Here is a 19,072-nt window from a genome sequence, read left to right as displayed (position 1 = left end):
CTTGTAGTCTGGTCATCTGCCGCCCCTGCACCGGGGCGGCAGATCGAGGTGCCCTATGCAATTCGATTGGTCGTATTTCATCTCCCTGTTCTCCCTGCCGGACTTCTGGAAGGCCTGCGTCACGGTGGTCCAGCTCAGTGCCCTGGCCTGGTTCCTCGGCATGCTGCTAGGCTTTGGCCTGGCCACGGCCAAGTTGTCCCAGTCGCCCTTACTGCGCATTCCCGCGGCGGTCTATATCTGGTTCTTCCGCAGCATCCCGTTGCTGGTGCTGGTGGTCTTCGTCTACAACTTGCCGCAATTGTTTCCCGGTAGCGGACCGATTCTGTCAAACCCCTTCTACTCGGGCTTGCTTGCCCTGGTGGTCACCGAAGCGGCTTACATGGCGGAGATCCACCGTGGTGGTCTGATCTCCGTGGCCAAGGGCCAGAAGGAAGCAGGCCGCGCGCTGGGTGTCGGCCTGTTCGGCATGCAGCGCTTGATCGTGATCCCTCAGGCTTTCCGTATCTCGCTGCCTACGTTGATCAATGAATACATCACAGTGGTCAAGCTGACGTCGCTGGTTTCGGTCATCTCCCTGACCGAAATCCTCACGGTCGGCCAACGCCTCTATGCCACCAACTTCCTGGTCATGGAAACCCTGGCTGCGGTGGGCGTGTACTACGTGCTGATCGTCACCGTGTTCGGCTATTTCCTGCAGCGTCTGGAGCGCTACCTGGACCTGAACTTCCGCAAGCCGCATACACTCGATGCCGCAGCCGTGGCCAAGCTCAAGGCCTGCGCCGAAGCCTTGCCCGACAATGCGCGTAAAGCCGCGGGCAGCAACGCGACGCCAATCCTGCAACTGAAGAACATCCAGAAGAGCTATGGCACGCACCAAGTGCTGATGGGTATTGATCTGAATGTCGAATACGGCCAGGTGATCTCGATCATTGGCCCATCCGGCTCCGGCAAAACTTCGCTGATCCGCACGGTCAACGGTCTGGAAAGTATCGATACAGGCGACATTCTGTTGTTCGGTGAAAAATTCATCGAAGCGTCGGACAAGCCCAACAGCGCCCGTCTGCGCAAAGGCGTGCGGCACATTGGCATGGTGTTCCAGAACTTCAATCTGTTCCCGCACCGCACCATTCTCGACAACGTCACGCTGGCGCCGCGTTACCACGGCAACCCGGGCGAGCTGAGCGAACACCGTGCTTATGCGCTGTTGGACAAGGTCGGCCTGCTCGCCCACGCCCACAAGTACCCGCACCAGCTCTCCGGCGGACAGCAACAGCGCGTGGCGATCGCTCGTGCTTTGGCCATGGAGCCGGACATCATGCTGTTCGACGAGCCGACCTCAGCGCTCGATCCAGAGCTGGTGGGCGATGTGCTGAACGTCATACGCGACCTTGCCAGTGAAGGCATGACCATGATTATCGTCACCCACGAAATGGACTTTGCCATGTCGATATCCGACAGGGTCGTCTTCATGGAGAACGGAAATATCCAACTGGATGCCGCACCTGAAACCATACGTTGCGATGCCGAAGGAGAGCGAGTGCGGCGCTTTATGGGAATCAGTGTTCGATCGCCAAACCTGCCTATCACTGCGAATCATGCGTGAGCAGGGTTCGGCAGTAGGCAACCACTTTCTTTGAACTTCCTTCTTTCAGGAAAACACGCATGAATCTTGGAATAGCAGGACGCTGGGCGTTGGTGTGCGCGGCCAGCAAAGGCCTGGGTAAAGCCTGCGCACAGGCACTCGTCAGCGAAGGCGTGAACGTGGTGATCACCGCCCGAGGCGAACAGACGCTGAATGAAACAGCCCGTCAGCTCAGAGCGATAAATCCTGAAGTGACTGTCATCGCCGTAGCCGGAGACATTTCAACGCCGGAGGGTCGCGCGGCAGCCCTCGTGGCCCATGAGCATTTCGATATTTTGATCAACAACGCTGGAGGCCCTCCTCCCGGGGATTTCCGCGAATGGAACCGCGACGCCTGGCTCAAGGCGCTGGATACCAACATGCTCACCCCTATCGAGTTGATCAAGGCAACGGTAGACGGTATGGCGGCACGCGGATTTGGCCGAATCATCAACATCACCTCGAGTGCCGTGAAGTCCCCAATCGAAAGCCTGGGTCTGTCCAATGGCGCGCGCAGTGGTCTGACGGGATTTATCGCAGGGCTTGCCCGGCAAGAAAACATTGCCAGTCGGAATGTGACGATCAACAACCTGCAACCGGGCTCATTCGACACCGATCGACTGCGTGACAACCTGATCGCTGCTGCCGAGGAGTTGGGGCAAGACAGTGAGGCATTCCTCGGCGAATGCCGTCGCGAAATTCCTGCTAAACGCTTCGGCTCACCCGAGGAGTTCGGCGCTCTGTGTGCTTTCGTTTGCAGCAGTCATGCGGGCTACCTGACCGGGCAGAACTTGTTGATTGATGGAGGGGCCATTCGCTCCAGCCAATAAAGACGGCAGGCGTTGAACCCGGGAGAAGGCACTGACCGCACTCACACCGGCAGGATTTATGGACAAAAAAAAGCCGAAGCCCTTAAAAGGCTTCGGCTATTTTTTTCGGTCCATTGTGGTTTCAAGGATTCGAAGGTGCCCGGGCGTTATTTGCCACCCCGTCCAGCGGACCTTGATTGACCTGCAGTTGCCCCTTCGATACGCGCAACGTCCATAACAGGTAAACCCCTACCAACCCCGCTGCCGACAGCGACAACATCCCTGCCCGTGGATCGGTGAACCAGACCTCCATATTGGCCTTGAGCATTGGCGCGACAAAGCCGCCGATGTTGCCCATGGAACCGATCAGGGCAATACCGCCTGCCGCGGCGACCCCTCCGAGGTAGCCGGTCGGCAGCGTCCAGAACAGCGGTTGAACAGTCACGAAACCAGCGGCTGCGAAACAGAAAGCCAGCAGTACCGGGGCAAAGCTGTTGAGCAAGGCCGAAGCGGCAATGCCAAGGGCTGCCATACCGAGCATGCACATCGCCATCTTCAGGTGCGCCCCATGCCGGTCGGCATAACGCGTCACAAAGTACATGGCGATGGCGGCACACAGCCATGGCAGTGAAATGAACATGCCCACCTCCAAGCCGACCTTGGTCCCCAGCAGCTCCGCAATTCGGGTTGCCAGATAAAAGATCACCCCGTACACACTGACCTGAACGCTGAAGTAGATCAGGATGAACTTCAGTACTCGCTTGTTGCGCATCAGGCCCAACAGGTTCTTCGGGCCATGGGCCAGTTTGAGTTTGTCTTCGGCTTCGAGCTCCTGACTCAGGGCGGCCTTCTCCTCGCGGGTCAGCCAAGGGGCATCCTGTGGCTTACTCTTGAGGTAGAACAGCGCAATGATCCCCACGACGACAGCCGCCAGGCCTTCCACCAGGAACATCCACTGCCAGTTGGTCAGGTTGAACATGCCATGCATTTCCAGCAACCAGCCCGACAGCGGACTGCCCAGCATCAGGGCCATTGGCAAGCCGAAATAGTAGATGCCGATGGCCTGGCCGCGACGCTGGGCCGGAAACCAGTAGGTCAGGTACAGGATGACACCCGGGGAAAAGCCCGCTTCAGCCACGCCGAGCAGAAATCGCAGGACGTAAAACGTTGTTTCATCCCGGGTGAACATCATGGCGGCGGACACCAGCCCCCAGGTGATCATGATCCGGCTGAGCCAGAGCCGTGCGCCGACCCGGTGCAACATCAGGTTGCTGGGGACTTCGAAGATTGCATAACCGATAAAGAAAATACCCGCGCCCAGAGCGAAGGCGGCATTGCTCAAGCCGATATCGGTTTGCAGTGCCGCCTTGGCGAACCCGACGTTGGAGCGATCGATCATTGCCAGGGCAAACATCAATGCCAGGAACGGCAACAGCTTCCACCGGCATTTGGCGATGGCGCTCTCGATGGCTGCCGCGTGATCCGCTCTTGTTGTGTTTTTGGTCATCATTTGTGTGCCTTATTATTATTGCCCAGCGACCACTGTTTTCATCTGCCAGCAACCTCTGGCAGGCAAATCAATGGAGTGATTTACCTGCCACCAGACCGCGAGCAGCCAGGTTGCCCATCAATGCACGCAGACCAAACGTCCAGGGTGTGGCTTGATTGCTGAAGGTGACGCGATTGTGCAGCGTGCCCAGCAACGGGCTGCCGATGCTGACGCTATCGCCCTGCTTGTGGGTGAAACCGCTGCCCTGCTCTTCACGATCCTGCGTCGGAGCAAACAGGGTGCCCAGGAACAGCATGAAACCATCCGGGTACTGGTGATTGCTGCCCACCGTCTGGGCGACCAGCTCCAGCGGATCGCGACTGATCTGCTCCATCGAACTGCTGCCGCGCAGGATGAAACCGTCATCACCTTCGACCACCAGGTCGACCACGCAGCGGCGCACATCATCCAGAGAAAAGCCTTCGTCGAACAGGCGAATAAACGGGCCGATCGCACAAGACGCATTGTTGTCCTTGGCCTTGCTCAACAGCAATGCGCTGCGGCCTTCGAAGTCGCGCAAGTTGACGTCGTTGCCCAGGGTTGCGCCCAGTATCCGGCCATGGCTGTTCACCGCCAGGACGATTTCCGGCTCTGGGTTGTTCCATCTGGACTCGGGATGAATACCGACCTCGTTGCCGCTGCCGACGGAAGCGAGAACCGGCGCCTTGGTGAATATCTCGGCATCCGGGCCGATCCCCACTTCCAGGTATTGCGACCACAACCCCTGCCCGATCAACACCGCCTTTAGCCGCGCCGCTTCGCTCGAACCCGGTTTGATCGAACGCAGGTTATCGCCGATAGCTGCCTTGACCACGTTGCGCACGCTTTCGGCCTTGACCGCATCACCACCGGCCTGCTCTTCAATCACGCGCTCGATCATACTGGAAGCGAATGTCACACCGGCGGCCTTGATCACTTGCAGGTCAGCCGGGGGCAAAAAGAAAGCTTTGGCGGGGTCGGAGCCGACTCCCGTATTGGCCAGCAATTCGTCAACACTGCCAATGTATCGACCCCGGGCGCCGCGAACAGCTTCGAGCGGTGACGGGCTCTCAAGCAGATCGCTCAATGTCGCAAACTCCTGCGACAGATCAAACACGCCATCGACGCGCAGTACCACCGGCGACGGGCCTGCGGCCTCCCCCGGCACCCAGGCGCGACCGATCAGCGTGCCTTCCAGGCCATCGATAGGGAGGGTGTTTTTACCAGTCAAATTCAGCTTGGGCATATGCAGATCCAGGTCAATTCGATAACGACCGAGCAAAACTAGTGGACTGGATCGATAAATCCCAATGACATATTTTCAGCATTTGATATCGTTTCGTTATCAATCAGATGTGAGCGACTTATGGAAAACGACGAGATTTCATACGCCAGCGTCAGCAAATGGCTCAAGATCAAGCACCTGATGCTGGTCGATACCCTGGCTCGGACCCGCAACATGCATACCACCGCCGAGCTGATGAACCTGACCCAGCCCGCCATCAGCAAAATGTTGCGCGACATCGAACTGTTGCTCGGCTTTGCCTTGTTCGAACGGCAGACCCGCAGCATGGTCCTGACCGAGCTCGGCGAGTTCGTGGTCCGCTATGCGCGGATGACCCTGGACGACACGCAATCTTTCGTCGATCAGCTCAATAAGCTGCGCAAAGGTGGACATGGTCATTTGAAAGTCGGCGCGATTTTCGCTGCGACCTCGGTCGTGCTGCCCGAGGCCATCACCCGGATCAAGCTGGACCGCCCGATGTTGTCCATCGAAGTGATCGAGCAAACCAGCAATCAACTGCTGGAAATGCTCGAGCACAAAAAACTCGACTTGATCATTGCCCGCTTCACCGATGAACGTTATCAGCAACCCTTCGAGTTTCGTGCGCTCGGGCCCGAGCCCTTTTGCCTGGTGGTCAACAGTCGCCATCCCCTCGCGCAGTTCGATGAAGTAGCGACCGATCAGCTCGGCGATTGGCCTTGGGTCATGTACCCCTTCAATGCACCCATACGGCGGCGAATGGAAAGTGCCTTCGCCGAGTTCAATGTGCGCACGCCCACCAACACGGTCGAGACCATCTCGATGCCGACCTTCCTGCAACTGCTGCAATCGGGACCGATGCTCGCGATGCTGCCCGAATCCATGGTCCAGTCGCAGGTTCAGAGCGGCTTGCTCAAGGTGCTCAACACGCCGTTCAAGGTCGAGCCCCAGGACTACGGCATCATCACGCGCAAGGACGAACCGCTGAGCGAAGCCGCCCGGGAGTTCGCCGATACGTTGCTGGAATTCGCCAGGCTGCGACGGGAAGCTGGCGACCGTTGAGCGATGTTTCACTCAGAAAACCCTGAACCAATGAGAAAAGGTTATCGATCAATCCAAAGGTCTCATTAGGCAGCCACGGGCGGCGGCTCTTATAGTTCAGCGACAAAGGTAAGGCGCGGCTCGTTCGCCAGCGACCTCCCACGCTTCATAGCCAGAGAGTTTGCGATGGAATTGATCATGAAAACCGGTGCAGCCGCCGTCCTGCGCCTCAATCCTCTGGACGATGTATTGATCGCCCGTCGCCCGTTGGTGGCGGGTGAAGTACTCGAGCAGGAAGGCGTGACCGTACGCCAGCCGGTACCCGCCGGCCACAAGATCGCCGCACGCCGTGTCGAAGCCGGCCAGCCCTTGCGTCGTTACGGACAGATCATCGGTTTTTCCACCGGGGTTATCGAAGCCGGCGATCACGTGCATGTACACAACCTGACCATGGGCGATTTCGCCCGTGACTATGCCTTCAGCGTCGATGTGAAACCCGACAAACCCTTGAACGACGAGCCGCATTTCATGGGAATCGTGCGCCAGGATGGTCGAGTGGCGACGCGCAACTACATCGGCATCCTGACCTCGGTCAATTGCTCGGCCACCGTGGCCCGCGCCGTTGCCGACCACTTCCGCCGGGACATCAATCCTGCCGCGTTACTGGCATACCCCAACGTCGATGGCGTGGTCGCCCTCACCCATTCCGCCGGTTGCGCCGTGGACCCCGCCGGCGAGGGCCTGGCCTTGCTGCGCCGAACATTGGCCGGCTACGCCACCCATGCCAACTTCGCTGCGGTGCTGGTCATCGGACTGGGCTGCGAAACCAACCAGATCGAAGGGCTGCTCAGCACCCAGGGCCTGAGCCGCAGCGATACGCTGCGTACTTTCAGCATCCAAGACAGTGGCGGGACCTCCAAAGCGGTCGCCAGCGGCATCGCCCAGGTCAAGGCGTTGCTTGAGGAGGCCAACCAGGTCAAGCGCGAACCCGTGAGTGCCAGGCATCTGGTGATTGGCTTGCAATGTGGCGGCTCGGACGGTTATTCCGGTATCACCGCCAACCCGGCGCTAGGCAATGCCGTGGACCGTCTGGTCGCTTGTGGCGGTACGGCCATCCTTTCCGAAACCCCGGAAATCTACGGCGCCGAACACCTGCTGACCCGCCGTGCGGTCAACCGCGCCGTGGGCGAAAAGCTCATCGCCAGGATCCATTGGTGGGAGGCGTATTGCGCACGCATGGGCGCAGAACTGAACAACAACCCTTCGGCCGGAAACAAGGTCGGAGGCTTGACCACCATCCTGGAGAAATCCCTGGGTGCCGTGGCCAAGGCAGGCTCCAGCAATCTGGTCGATGTCTATGAGTACGCCCAAGTGGTCAGCGCCAAAGGTCTGGTGTTCATGGACACCCCCGGCTACGACCCGGTATCGGCCACAGGTCAGGTCGCCGGCGGCGCCAACCTGATCGCCTTCACCACCGGACGTGGCTCGGCCTACGGTTGCGCCCCCACGCCTTCGATCAAACTGGCGACCAATAGCGCCCTGTGGAACCGCCAGCGCGAAGACATGGACATCAATTGCGGCGAGATCGCCGAAGACACCATGACCATCGAAGAATGCGGTGAAGCCATCTTCAAACTCATGCTGCGCATCGCTTCGGGCGAACGCAGCATGAGCGAGCAGCACGGTTACGGGCAGAACGAATTCGTGCCCTGGCAGATCGGCGCAGTCACCTGACCCCCTCTCTCCTCCCCTATTGCCCTGAAGTCCCCGCAAGGGGGACTCGAACATTCTTTTCTGGAGCCAGAAATGCCCACGATCATCGGCCACAACTACATCGCCGGTCAGCGCAGCGCTGCCGGCACTATCATCGTCAACAGCGTTGATGCCAGCACCGGCGAAGCCTTGCCTCACGATTTTTACCAGGCCACCCTCGAAGAAGTCGATGCCGCCGCCAAGGCTGCCGCTGCCGCCTACCCGGCCTATCGCAGCCTGAGTGCCGAACGCCGGGCGCAATTTCTCGATGCGATTGCCGATGAACTGGACCTGTTGGGCGATGACTTTGTTTCGCTGGTCTGCCGCGAAACCGCGCTGCCTGCGGCACGCATTCAAGGCGAGCGAGGTCGCACCAGCGGTCAGATGCGCCTGTTCGCCAAAGTACTGCGTCGCGGTGATTTCTACGGTGCGCGGATTGATCAGGCGTTGCCCGAGCGCAAGCCGTTGCCGCGTCCGGATTTGCGTCAGTACCGCATCGGCCTTGGGCCAGTCGCCGTGTTTGGCGCCAGTAACTTTCCGTTGGCGTTTTCCACGGCGGGCGGCGACACCGCGTCGGCGTTGGCCGCCGGTTGCCCGGTGGTGTTCAAGGCCCACAGCGGTCACATGGCCACAGCCGAACGGGTGGCCGACGCGATCATCCGCGCCGCAGAAAAAACCGGCATGCCGGCTGGCGTGTTCAACATGATCTACGGCGGCGGAGTCGGCGAAGCGCTGGTCAAGCATCCGGCAATTCAGGCGGTAGGCTTTACCGGCTCGCTGAAAGGCGGTCGCGCGTTGTGCGACATGGCTGCCGCGCGTCCACAACCGATCCCGGTGTTCGCCGAGATGTCGAGCATCAACCCGGTGATCGTGTTGCCGCAGGCGCTGCAAGTTCGCGCCGAATCGGTCGCCCGTGACCTGACCGCTTCGGTGGTTCAGGGCTGCGGTCAGTTCTGCACCAATCCCGGGCTGGTGATCGGTATTCGCTCGCCGCAGTTCAGCGCCTTCGTTCAGCAGGTCGCAGGGCTGATGGGCGATCAGCCGGCGCAAACCATGCTCAATGCCGGGACCTTGAGCAGCTATGGCAAAGGTCTGCAAAAACTCCTCGCTCATCCCGGTATCGAGCATCTGGCCGGCAGTCCGCAACAAGGCAATCAGGCTCAGCCGCAACTGTTCAAGGCCGATGTCAGCCTGTTGATCAAGGGCGATGAGGTGCTGCAGGAAGAAGTGTTCGGCCCGACCACGGTGTTCGTCGAAGTCGCCGATCAGGCGCAACTCAGCGCCGCGTTGAACGGTCTGCATGGGCAACTGACGGCGACGATCATTGGCGAGCCGGCAGACTTCGAGCAGTTCGCTGAGCTGACGCCGTTGCTGGAACAAAAGGTCGGGCGGATCCTGCTGAATGGTTATCCGACTGGTGTGGAAGTCTGCGATTCAATGGTCCATGGCGGGCCGTATCCGGCAACTTCCGATGCGCGCGGTACGTCGGTGGGCACGCTGGCCATCGATCGTTTCCTGCGCCCGGTGTGCTTCCAGAACTACCCCGACAGCCTGCTGCCGGATGCGTTGAAGAATGCTAACCCATTGCGTATCCAACGCCTGGTGGACGGCCAACCGTCCCGCGACGCCCTCTAACAGTTAAATGCAATTAATGTGGGAGCAGGCTCGCTCCCACATTTGCCCTGTGTCGCTCACAGGTTTTGTGCCCGGCGCAGTCGATCGCCAGCTCAATATCCGACATCATCAAACTTCCCCCTCCCATCACCCCGCCCACCGTCACCCCAGCCCAAAGCCCCCGGATAATCAGGACTCCTGCCCAATCCGATAACCTCAGACTCATTACAGGCAAACGAACGTCCTCACATGATCAACGAGAACAAAGGCATACAGTCCGTCGAACGCGCGATGATGATCCTTGAAACCATCGCGGCGGTAGGGGGCGAGATCCGCTTGGTAGACCTTGCGGCGCAATCCGGTTTGCACAAAAGCACCTTGCACGGTTTGCTCAATACCCTGGCTGCCATGGGCTACATTTCCCGTCGCGGCACCTACTACGCCCTGGGATTGCGTCTACGTGAGATCGCCCAGCCGTTGAACGACGCCGATGCGTTACTGCGCGAAGCCTTCGCCCCTGCGCTACGCACTCTGGCCGAACACAGTGGTGAAACCTGTTTCCTCGCGGTGCCCTGCGGTACTCGCGAATACCTTTATATGGATGCCCTGGAAGGCAGCGGCAATTTGCGCGTTGCAAGTCCGCGTGGACGTCGTGCGGGGCTGACCACCTCGGCCATCGGCAAAGTGTTCCTGGCATTTGACGAGGACCTGCGCCGCAGCTTGCGCCGATCTGACCTGCTACCCGCGGAACTGAAAAACGAGTTGGCCGGTATCGTCATGGATGGTTATGCGTTAGACCTTGAAGAAGCCGAACCAGGGCTGAACTGCGTAGCGAAGGATCTTCATGCTACTGACACTCGTGCTGGCTGCCGTCGCGCTGCTGTTGCCCTATCAGCTGCCGATGGTGGTGATGCTGTTTTTCTGGGGGGCGCTGGCGTTCGGACTCTCCCCCGCCGCCCAGGCCGGCATGCTGGCCACCGCCGAACGCTATACCCCGCACGCGGTGGCGTTCGCTTCGGCGCTGAACATTTCAGCCTTCAACCTGGGCATTGCCCTGGGAGAAACCAGTGGCAGTACCTTGGTCGACCACGGGCAGATTGCTCTCACACCCTGGGCGGGAGTTGTGACGGTGATCCTTGCACAGTTGCCGCTGGTCTGGCAGGTGTCGCTGAACCGAAAAGACCCGAGCTTTCATCGCCCCCGCTCGACGGCCAGTCAAGGCCATTGGTGATTTGTAGATTTTCCCGCTGATCAGCGCCGCCAATCTGTGGCTGGTCGCGTCGTTTAACTTTGAATGCCCTACTACCAAACAGGTGAACACATGAGTGACGTCCACGTCCAAATTGCTATTGCACGCCCCGTCGAACAGGTCTGGTCACTTCTCGGCGGCTTTGATTGGCTGCCCCGCTGGCTGGATGTTATCGCCAGCAGCACCCTCAGCGACGGAGGACGCCTGCGTCATCTGAAAACCGCTAACGGTGCGATCATCGTCGAGCGTTTGCTCACGTTTAACGAAGATGAAAAACACTACAGCTATGCCCTGCTGGAAGGACCATCGCCCGTTACTGACTATATCGGCACGATGTCAGCGCAGGATGATGGCAAAGGCGGGACGCTGGCCTGTTGGTCCAGCACCTTTGTGGTCCTGGGTGCCGATGAAACTGAGGTCGTCGAGCATTTCGAGGCACTCTACCGCACAGGGCTGGAGCGCCTTAAAGCCGTCGTCGAAACCAGGGGCTGACGACCCGAAGCTTCCTGTGCCGACCGGTTGAATCCACAGCCATAAGCAGTCAGTGGACAGACTAGGTGTAACCTGATTGCCGCGTTGCGCCATCGTTGTCGACCAACCGGACTGGGGGCACCATTTTACTCGTGCATAGGTAATTGCCTGCTTTTTACCGTTGTATTTCTTGTGCGCAATCTGCGCAGTTAGAACCAGTTGTTGCCCACAGGTGATGCCAGCCGCTCGACAGAAATCGCAATTCAATCCCGAGCAATCTTGTCATTTGCCAAGGCTTAGGGCAGGGTCGATACCACTGACATCTCTGCCAAAGGAGTCACCCCATGTCAAAGCTATATCCCAGTATCGATCCTGAGGGGCTGGTCGAGTACTCAGTGGTCTACACCGACCGCTCGCTCAACCATATGTCGCAGTCATTTCAAGGCGTGATGAAGAACATTTCCAGGACCCTGAAACAGGTCTACAACGCCCAGGCGGTTGCGGTGGTCCCGGGAAGCGGCACATTCGGCATGGAAGCGGTGGCGCGACAGTTTGCCACCGACCAGCAATGTCTGGTGATACGCAACGGCTGGTTCAGTTATCGCTGGAGCCAGATCCTTGAGATGGGCAATATCCCGGCGGCCACTACGGTGCTGAAAGCCCGACCGGTCGACACGGGTCGCCAGGCTGCCTACGCCCCACCCCCTCTGGACGAAGTGCTGGCAGCCATTGCGGCGCAGAAGCCGCAGATTGTCTTCGCCCCCCACGTTGAAACCTCATCAGGGATTATCCTGCCCGACGAGTACCTGCGGGCCGTCGGCGACGCCGTGCATGCGGTGGGTGGCCTGTTCGTGCTGGACTGCATCGCCTCAGGCACGCTTTGGGTTGATATGCAGAAATGCGCAGTCGACCTGCTGATCAGCGCACCGCAGAAAGGCTGGAGCGCCTCCCCTTGCTGCGCCCTGGTGATGCTCAGTTCTTTGGCCCTCGAGCGCATCGAGCAGACGCAAAGCAGCAGCTTCGCCTGCGACCTGAAAAAGTGGCTTCAGATCATGCAGGCCTACGAACAGGGCGGACATGCCTACCATGCGACCATGCCCAGCGATTCCCTCGCGCGGTTTAACGAAGTGATGAAAGAGACGCAAGCCTACGGTTTCGACAGGGTCCGCGGCGAACAACAGGCGCTGGGCGATCGGGTGCGCGCAATGTTGACCGGCAAAGGCATCAAAAGCGTGGCCGCAGCCGGCTTTCAGGCCCCTGGCGTAGTGGTGAGCTACACCGATGATGCCGACATCAAGAGCGGTAAGAAATTTGCCAACCACGGCCTACAGATCGCCGCCGGAGTGCCGTTGCAATGCGACGAACCGGCCGATTTCCAGACCTTCCGCATCGGTCTGTTCGGACTCGAAAAGCTGCACAATATCGAGCGCACGGTCAGCACCCTCGAGCAGGCACTGGACGAAGTGATGGTTAACTAAGCCCTCATCTTGCCCGCAGCACATACCGAACTTGTGAATTCCAAACACAACACGTGATATCACCGGGACAGCAGGAAAACAGCACGGTTTTTATGCCGTAACGCCCTCATCAAGTTATGGGTACCGATGATTTTCATGACCCTTTTCCTGTTGTAGGCGAGCACATTCAAGCTCATCTCGGCGCTCACCCCGGCGAGCTTTCGGGTCAGGAAGTGCGTCGCACCATCCATTGCTTGAGTGTCCCGAAGGGATGCTCAACAGTCCTTTTTCGGTTCCGCATGTCTGCGGCGCTTTGCTCAGCCTAATTTGCATTTCCTCCAATACAGCTTCCTGTTCCCATGGGTCGAACTCGTCGTACACATGACCACTCAATGCCTGCGATGACACTCCGCCGTTCCGACCGTCGATGCTGCTGCTGGAGCATCAAGGATTGAGCCAGGAAAGTCGGCGCCCTTAATCTCACACTTTGTTACCGCATACCCCAGCCGGGTGTAAAAACCTGCTTTGGTAACAACCTCGCAGGCTGCCTCCCCCCTGCGCTCACCTGCCTGCCAAGCCCATCCCAGAGCGCTGTACGCGCTTTCTCAAACGCCCAATCCGCGAATTGGCCGGGTGATTGCATATGCTTGTCTGTACAAGTATTTGCGTGTGCATAAGACATTTCGCCGCGCAGTACACGCGCTCTTGCGGCACAAGCGCTTTCGATGGTCCTTGGGAATAAAACAATGAAAAAAGCATTTCTCACCCTTTCTGCATTGGCTTTGTGTATGGCTGCCGGTTCTGCGCTGGCCAAGGAGTACAAGGAGTTGCGTTTTGGCGTCGACCCCTCTTATGCGCCGTTCGAATCCAAGGCCGCCGATGGCAGCCTGGTGGGCTTCGATATCGACTTGGGCAACGCGATCTGCGCTGAGCTGAAGGTCAAGTGCAAATGGGTCGAAAGTGACTTCGACGGCATGATTCCCGGCCTCAAGGCCAACAAGTTCGACGGCGTGATCTCTTCCATGACCGCCACGCCAGCGCGTGAGAAAGTTATCGACTTCTCAAACGAGCTGTTCTCTGGCCCGACTGCGCTGGTATTCAAGAAAGGCGCGGCCATCGGCACCGATCCGACCTCACTCAAGGGCAAGAAAGTCGGCTACGAGCAAGGCACCATCCAGGAAGCCTACGCCAAGGCCGTGCTGGACAAGGCCGGGGTAGAGACCCAGGCCTACGCCAACCAGGACCAGGTGTACGCTGACCTGATCTCCGGACGCCTCGATGCCTCAATCCAGGACATGCTGCAAGCCGAACTGGGCTTCCTGAAGTCGCCACCAGGCGCCGACTTCCAAGTCAGCGAGCCGGTCGAAAGCCCTCTGCTGCCAGCCAAAACCGCCGTGGGTCTCACCAAAGGCAACGCCGAGCTCCAGGCCTTGCTGAACAAAGGTATCAAGGCACTGCACGACAATGGCACCTATGCGACCGTTCAGCAGAAGCACTTTGGCGATCTGAATCTCTACAGTGGCAAATAATGACCCTGCGCCCATTTCCGGATGGGCGCTTTTTTGATTGACGTAGGGCTGCTCAATGCTAGAAAACCTATTGCAGATTCTTGGACTGTCAGGCTTTAGCCTTAAGGGTTTCGGCCCGCTGTTGCTGCAAGGCTCCTGGATGACTGTCAAATTATCCTTTCTGTGCTTGCTGGTGAGCGTTGGCCTGGGCCTGATCGGCGCCAGCGCCAAGCTTTCGAAATCGGCACTGCTGCGCGTCCCTGCGCAGGCCTACACCACGCTGATTCGCGGCGTGCCGGACCTGGTGCTGATGCTGTTGATCTTCTACAGCCTGCAAACCTGGCTGACGTCGTTCACCGACTTCATGGAATGGGAATACATCGAGATCAACCCGTTCAGCGCCGGGGTCATTACCCTGGGTTTCATCTACGGGGCTTATTTCACCGAAACCTTCCGTGGCGCCATCCTTGCCGTACCGCGAGGGCAGATGGAAGCGGCTACCGCCTACGGCCTGACCCGCGCTCAGCGCTTTCGCTTAGTGGTGTTCCCGCAAATGATGCGCTTTGCCCTGCCGGGCATCGGTAATAACTGGATGGTGATCCTCAAGGCTACCGCGCTGGTGTCGATCATTGGCTTGGCCGATCTGGTCAAGGTGGCCCAGGACGCGGGCAAGAGCTCCTATCAGCTGTTCTTCTTCCTGATTCTGGCCGCCTTGATCTATCTGGTGATAACCACCGTTTCGAACTACGTCTTGCGCCGGATGGAAATCTTCTACGCCGCAGGCACCCGGGAGGCCGTGCGATGATCGAGCTACTGCAGGAATACTGGAAACCTTTCCTGTTCCAGGACGGCAATCACATCACCGGGCTGGCCATGACTCTCTGGCTGCTCAGTGCCTCGATCTTCTTCGGTTTCGTGATGTCGATCCCGCTGTCGATTGCCCGGGTCTCGACCAATGTCTGGGTGCGCTGGCCGGTGCAGTTCTACACCTATCTGTTTCGGGGTACGCCTCTCTATATTCAGCTGCTGATTTGTTACACCGGCATTTACAGCCTGGCCGCGGTGCGTGCTCAGCCAGTACTGGATGCGTTCTTTCGCGATGCGATGAACTGCACCATCCTGGCCTTCGCCCTGAACACCTGCGCCTACACCACGGAGATCTTCGCCGGGGCCATTCGCAGCATGAACCACGGTGAAGTGGAAGCGGCCAAGGCTTACGGCCTGACCGGCTGGAAGCTGTATGCCTACGTGATCATGCCGTCGGCCCTGCGTCGCTCGCTGCCTTACTACAGCAACGAAGTGATTTTGATGCTGCACTCGACCACCGTGGCCTTCACCGCGACCATCCCGGACATCCTGAAAGTCGCGCGAGACGCCAACTCGGCGACCTTCCTGACCTTCCAGTCGTTCGGCCTCGCCGCGTTGATCTACCTGGCAGTCACTTTCTCCCTGGTCGGCCTGTTCCGCCTGGCTGAACGCCGTTGGTTGTCTTTCCTCGGCCCGGCTCACTAATTCAGGATGCTTGTTCATGTACAAACTGACCGTTGAAAACCTGCACAAAAGTTATGGCAACCATGAAGTCCTCAAGGGTGTTTCGCTCAACGCCAAGACCGGCGATGTGATCAGCCTGATTGGCGCCAGTGGTTCGGGCAAGAGCACCTTTCTGCGTTGCATCAACTTCCTGGAAACGCCCAACGACGGCGCCATGAGCCTGGACAACCAGCCGATTCAAATGGTCCATGATCGCCACGGCATGCGCGTGGCCGACGCCAATGAACTGCAACGCATCCGCACTCGCCTGGCGATGGTGTTCCAGCACTTCAACCTGTGGAGCCACATGACCGTGCTCGAAAACATCACCATGGCCCCACGCCGGGTGCTGGGCGTCAGCAAGAAGGACGCAGAGGATCGCGCCCGACGCTACCTGGACAAGGTCGGTTTGCCGGCACGGGTTGCAGATCAATACCCGGCGTTTCTCTCGGGTGGTCAGCAGCAACGGGTCGCCATTGCCCGTGCCCTGAGCATGGAACCGGAGATCATGCTGTTCGACGAGCCGACTTCGGCCCTGGACCCGGAGCTGGTGGGAGAAGTGCTCAAGGTGATCCAGGGACTGGCCGAAGAAGGCCGCACCATGATCATGGTGACCCATGAAATGAGCTTTGCGCGCAAAGTGTCGAACCAGGTGCTGTTCCTGCACCAGGGGCGGGTCGAAGAGCAGGGTGCGCCCGAGGACGTATTGGGCAACCCCAAAAGCGAGCGCCTGCAGCAATTCCTCAGCGGCAACCTGAAGTAACCGGAGCGCCTTCGAGTGATGGCAGGGTCGCTCGAAGGCGCTGGCTCAACCCTCAAAACGCCCACGCTCAACCTGAGCAATCAGTGTTGCCAGCATCCCTGTGATGCCGTAGCCGCTGACGAGCCGCGGCCAACAGATCCGACCGCTTCGCTTCAAAACAAGGAACGCTGTCTGAGCAGCCACCCACTCTGGAACCAGGATATCTACCAACGCCGCATTGCTTTGAGCACATCACCGGGAGCATGGCCGCCGCTTGTGTCACCGCGGTGAACGTCAGCTTCGGCGAACTCCTCAGTGCCACCTGCATCATGACGATGTCCAGATGTCGCTTCTTTTTGCCCATCATGCTGACCTTCATGGTTATGCATCTTGGTTTCACCACCATGCTGATGGCCACCGTTGCTCGCGGCTAGCGCTCTCTATTCCTGATCATCCATACCAGGAAGCTGCTAAAGAACAGCGACCATTCCCCAGATATAGGGATCGGCCATGCTTTTACCCCAGGCAGGCATGCCCGTGGACTTGATACCGTGCTTGATGATCCAGAACTCTGCTGCTGGGTTTCCATCGACACCAAGCCAAGGCTTGTGCCGCGAGGTTATTGTGAATCCTTCTGCTCAATGGGCAGCAATCAGCCCAGAGTGTGTAAAAACGCAGACGCCGTTTGGAAGTCTGCGTTGCTACGTAAAATCTGCCAGCGCTCGCTCAGTCAACGGACCTGAAATTTGCGTAGGAACACGATTTCCGGACTGTTTTCGTCCGCAGTTGCTGGTCAAAAACGTTTTTACACAGCCTCGGCCAAAAGCGGACTCTATAATTTGAATCTCGAACCTTCCTGTTCCCTGCTTGTTTACGGAGGTAAATTATTCGGATGGCAACTTTTTGAAATCCTGCTTAGCTTGATCGTGATATCTCCAGGGAGGATTTGCATGCCCAGATTTTTCGCCACCTTACTCATGATCACTCTAGGTACGAATGCTTGCCTTGCCAGCGAAGGTGACGACCAAGCCAACTCATTCGCCAAAATTTACGCATCGCTTTGCATGAAGAACCTTCCAAATCTGGAAGCACTCCGAGAAAAGCTGAGGCCAATCCCAAGCCTTCCTCCCGAAAAGGCGGCACTGTTCCTGGCAGGTAATCCTGGCGACGCTTGGTCTGTTCCAGACAAGTACGGAACGTTTGTGCTCGCGCTTCCTAGCGGCAAGAATTTTTGCGCCGTGCATGTCCGCAGGGCAAGTACTGAGACCGCTATAAAGCTGTTCACTGGAATGGTCGCAAATCCACCCTCTCCATTTATCTCAACACTGGTAAAAAACGAGCAAACACAATCTCCCGCAAATGGGCAAATTCAAACTCTTTCCTACGAATGGTCAGTTCCAAGCGCGACACGAAAAATGTTGTTTACCCTCACGACCGCCACATCTGAATCCGCACAACTTCAAGTGCTTGGTTCGGCAGCAATCATCAGTCAATAGAATCAATCCCTGCGTTCAATGGGTTGCGCTGCAGCGACGGGCAGCAGTCGGCCAAAAGCAGACGCTTAACATGCTCCATTGAAACTTGGCACTCACTTGGGAAACAACAGTGTAAACGCCACCCTGAAGCCCCAGCCCTCGGCACCATCTTTCGGACTGTCTGCCCAATAGCGTGGTCCTGCTTGCAAGGTCATGGGTTGATGGCCCACTTTGAACAACTGGGTGACGAACAGGTTGATTGGCACTGACCATTCGCGGGTCTGCCAGTCATAAGTGGATTCGGTGTTGATGCCGAAGGTGGTGTAGGTGTGAGTGGTGTAGCTGAAGAAAGGTTGCAGGAAAGTGGCGTTGACCTTGTCCTTGTCATCGGGCGGGCTGTTTTCCAACGACCAGATGTGATTGGCCAGAATGCCGCGGGTCCAACCATTGCTCTGTTTGAGGGCCACCACTGTGGGCCCCAACCCCCATTGCTCACTGCTCAAAAGCTTATCGCTGCCGGTCGGCACCAGAATGGCAGGTCCTGCCCCCCAAATCCAGCCACCGGAAGTCGGCTGCTTGGGTGAAAAAAAGAAGCTCTGGGTCACATCCCCCATACCGGATTTGTCCGCCTGCCCGCCAGGTACCAGACCATGCTGATCAATGATCGGCAGGATGGTTCGGGAGATCAGGTTCCACTCGTCATTGATACTGAATGGCAGCACTGGCTGGATGTTGGTGACACTTTGGTAGCCCTCACCGCTCGGGCCGAGTTTTTGGTTCCAGTTGTACTGAATAGGTACGCTGTAGAGCGCGGCGACGGGATTCAGCGTTTGCTTGGCCAGCTCGGCCTGACTATCGGCGGCGAGGCTAATTTCGGGCCATACCACCGCTAAGGTAATGAAAGGAACAAGTCGAACGCCATTGTTCATTTCCAACTCCTTTCTCGAAATTGAGAGCTTGGGTTGTTGTGTCGCGGTTACAAGGCTGAGGATGACCCTGCCGCCAATGAGC

The 19,072-nt window shown here is 58.3% G+C and carries 18 protein-coding genes and 4 pseudogenes; 15 read left to right on the top strand and 7 right to left on the bottom strand.

What is annotated here, in order from left to right:
- Positions 1-55 precede the first annotated feature (55 nt).
- Together ACYZTZ_RS10800 and ACYZTZ_RS10795 are read left to right on the top strand one after the other, a co-directional pair.
- Entirely contained in the window at positions 56-1,603 is a 1,548-nt protein-coding gene (locus tag ACYZTZ_RS10800) for an amino acid ABC transporter permease/ATP-binding protein (RefSeq protein ID WP_461998163.1), read from the top strand.
- 59 nt (positions 1,604-1,662) lie between these two features.
- On the top strand, positions 1,663-2,451 hold the full coding sequence (locus ACYZTZ_RS10795; RefSeq protein ID WP_461998162.1) for an SDR family oxidoreductase: 789 nt from the start codon (positions 1,663-1,665) through the stop codon (positions 2,449-2,451).
- 121 nt (positions 2,452-2,572) lie between these two features.
- Here ACYZTZ_RS10795 and ACYZTZ_RS10790 read toward each other — a convergent pair whose 3' ends face one another.
- Together ACYZTZ_RS10790 and ACYZTZ_RS10785 are read right to left on the bottom strand one after the other, a co-directional pair.
- A complete protein-coding gene (locus ACYZTZ_RS10790) occupies positions 2,573-3,940 on the bottom strand; it encodes an MFS transporter (RefSeq protein WP_461998161.1) in 1,368 nt (455 codons plus the stop codon).
- Between the two features lie 67 nt (positions 3,941-4,007).
- Entirely contained in the window at positions 4,008-5,204 is a 1,197-nt protein-coding gene (locus ACYZTZ_RS10785) for a fumarylacetoacetate hydrolase family protein (RefSeq protein WP_461998160.1), read from the bottom strand.
- A 120-nt stretch (positions 5,205-5,324) separates the two neighbouring features.
- On the opposite strand from ACYZTZ_RS10785, the gene ACYZTZ_RS10780 reads away from it, so the two are divergent.
- The 3 genes from ACYZTZ_RS10780 to ACYZTZ_RS10770 all read left to right on the top strand — a co-directional run bounded on the left by ACYZTZ_RS10780 (position 5,325) and on the right by ACYZTZ_RS10770 (position 9,650).
- Positions 5,325-6,284: a LysR family transcriptional regulator gene (locus ACYZTZ_RS10780; protein ID WP_056741656.1), complete on the top strand. Its 960-nt coding sequence runs from the start codon at positions 5,325-5,327 to the stop codon at positions 6,282-6,284.
- 165 nt (positions 6,285-6,449) lie between these two features.
- Complete coding sequence (locus tag ACYZTZ_RS10775; RefSeq protein WP_461998159.1) at positions 6,450-7,997, top strand: UxaA family hydrolase; 1,548 nt, start codon at positions 6,450-6,452, stop codon at positions 7,995-7,997.
- Positions 7,998-8,069: 72 nt separating this feature from the next.
- Positions 8,070-9,650 carry an aldehyde dehydrogenase (NADP(+)) gene (locus ACYZTZ_RS10770; RefSeq protein ID WP_461998158.1) on the top strand — a complete coding sequence of 527 codons (1,581 nt, stop codon included), beginning with the start codon at positions 8,070-8,072 and terminating at the stop codon, positions 9,648-9,650.
- Between the two features lie 204 nt (positions 9,651-9,854).
- On the opposite strand, the gene ACYZTZ_RS10765 is transcribed toward ACYZTZ_RS10770, so the two are convergent.
- A complete protein-coding gene (locus tag ACYZTZ_RS10765) occupies positions 9,855-9,998 on the bottom strand; it encodes a hypothetical protein (protein ID WP_461998157.1) in 144 nt (47 codons plus the stop codon).
- Here ACYZTZ_RS10765 and ACYZTZ_RS10760 point away from each other — a divergent pair.
- From ACYZTZ_RS10760 to ACYZTZ_RS10745, 4 genes and pseudogenes are all read left to right on the top strand, one after another.
- Positions 9,966-10,421: pseudogene (locus tag ACYZTZ_RS10760) on the top strand (IclR family transcriptional regulator); the annotation flags it as partial. The gene ACYZTZ_RS10765 and the pseudogene ACYZTZ_RS10760 overlap by 33 nt on opposite strands.
- A gap of 52 nt (positions 10,422-10,473) precedes the next feature.
- On the top strand, positions 10,474-10,860 hold the full coding sequence (locus ACYZTZ_RS10755) for a hypothetical protein (protein WP_461998156.1): 387 nt from the start codon (positions 10,474-10,476) through the stop codon (positions 10,858-10,860).
- 90 nt (positions 10,861-10,950) lie between these two features.
- Positions 10,951-11,370: an SRPBCC family protein gene (locus tag ACYZTZ_RS10750; RefSeq protein WP_461998155.1), complete on the top strand. Its 420-nt coding sequence runs from the start codon at positions 10,951-10,953 to the stop codon at positions 11,368-11,370.
- 323 nt (positions 11,371-11,693) lie between these two features.
- Entirely contained in the window at positions 11,694-12,827 is a 1,134-nt protein-coding gene (locus tag ACYZTZ_RS10745; RefSeq protein ID WP_461998154.1) for an aminotransferase class V-fold PLP-dependent enzyme, read from the top strand.
- A gap of 59 nt (positions 12,828-12,886) precedes the next feature.
- Here the strand turns inward: ACYZTZ_RS10745 and ACYZTZ_RS10740 are convergent.
- Positions 12,887-13,166: pseudogene (locus ACYZTZ_RS10740) on the bottom strand (transposase); the annotation flags it as partial.
- Positions 13,167-13,552: 386 nt separating this feature from the next.
- Between ACYZTZ_RS10740 and ACYZTZ_RS10735 the strand changes: the two are divergent.
- From ACYZTZ_RS10735 to ACYZTZ_RS10720, 4 genes are read left to right on the top strand one after another with little or no spacing between them, the layout of a single operon-like run.
- Complete coding sequence (locus tag ACYZTZ_RS10735) at positions 13,553-14,335, top strand: transporter substrate-binding domain-containing protein (protein ID WP_461998153.1); 783 nt, start codon at positions 13,553-13,555, stop codon at positions 14,333-14,335.
- 55 nt (positions 14,336-14,390) lie between these two features.
- Positions 14,391-15,119 carry an ABC transporter permease gene (locus ACYZTZ_RS10730; RefSeq protein WP_046037968.1) on the top strand — a complete coding sequence of 243 codons (729 nt, stop codon included), beginning with the start codon at positions 14,391-14,393 and terminating at the stop codon, positions 15,117-15,119.
- Positions 15,116-15,826, top strand: a complete 711-nt coding sequence (locus tag ACYZTZ_RS10725) for an ABC transporter permease (protein ID WP_461998152.1) — start codon at positions 15,116-15,118, stop codon at positions 15,824-15,826. The genes ACYZTZ_RS10730 and ACYZTZ_RS10725 overlap by 4 nt, the downstream gene beginning before the upstream one ends.
- A 16-nt stretch (positions 15,827-15,842) precedes the next feature.
- Positions 15,843-16,607, top strand: coding sequence for an ABC transporter ATP-binding protein (locus ACYZTZ_RS10720; RefSeq protein ID WP_046031503.1), 765 nt, complete (start codon positions 15,843-15,845; stop codon positions 16,605-16,607).
- A 63-nt stretch (positions 16,608-16,670) separates the two neighbouring features.
- Here the strand turns inward: ACYZTZ_RS10720 and ACYZTZ_RS10715 are convergent.
- Positions 16,671-16,852 (bottom strand): annotated as a pseudogene (locus ACYZTZ_RS10715) (efflux RND transporter periplasmic adaptor subunit); the annotation flags it as partial.
- Between ACYZTZ_RS10715 and ACYZTZ_RS10710 the strand changes: the two are divergent.
- Positions 16,850-17,020 carry a hypothetical protein gene (locus ACYZTZ_RS10710; protein ID WP_462000735.1) on the top strand — a complete coding sequence of 57 codons (171 nt, stop codon included), beginning with the start codon at positions 16,850-16,852 and terminating at the stop codon, positions 17,018-17,020. The pseudogene ACYZTZ_RS10715 and the gene ACYZTZ_RS10710 sit on opposite strands and share 3 nt — an antisense overlap.
- Here the strand turns inward: ACYZTZ_RS10710 and ACYZTZ_RS10705 are convergent.
- Positions 16,952-17,185, bottom strand: a pseudogene (locus ACYZTZ_RS10705) (c-type cytochrome); the annotation flags it as partial. The gene ACYZTZ_RS10710 and the pseudogene ACYZTZ_RS10705 overlap by 69 nt on opposite strands.
- 351 nt (positions 17,186-17,536) lie before the next feature.
- On the opposite strand from ACYZTZ_RS10705, the gene ACYZTZ_RS10700 reads away from it, so the two are divergent.
- Positions 17,537-18,082, top strand: a complete 546-nt coding sequence (locus tag ACYZTZ_RS10700) for an NMCC_0638 family (lipo)protein (RefSeq protein ID WP_461998151.1) — start codon at positions 17,537-17,539, stop codon at positions 18,080-18,082.
- Positions 18,083-18,174: 92 nt separating this feature from the next.
- Here ACYZTZ_RS10700 and ACYZTZ_RS10695 read toward each other — a convergent pair whose 3' ends face one another.
- Positions 18,175-18,990, bottom strand: coding sequence for a transporter (locus tag ACYZTZ_RS10695; protein WP_462000661.1), 816 nt, complete (start codon positions 18,988-18,990; stop codon positions 18,175-18,177).
- Positions 18,991-19,072: the final 82 nt, after the last annotated feature.

Source organism: Pseudomonas sp. LB3P58 (genome assembly GCF_054897895.1).
This window is presented reverse-complemented; position numbering and strand designations above follow the sequence as displayed.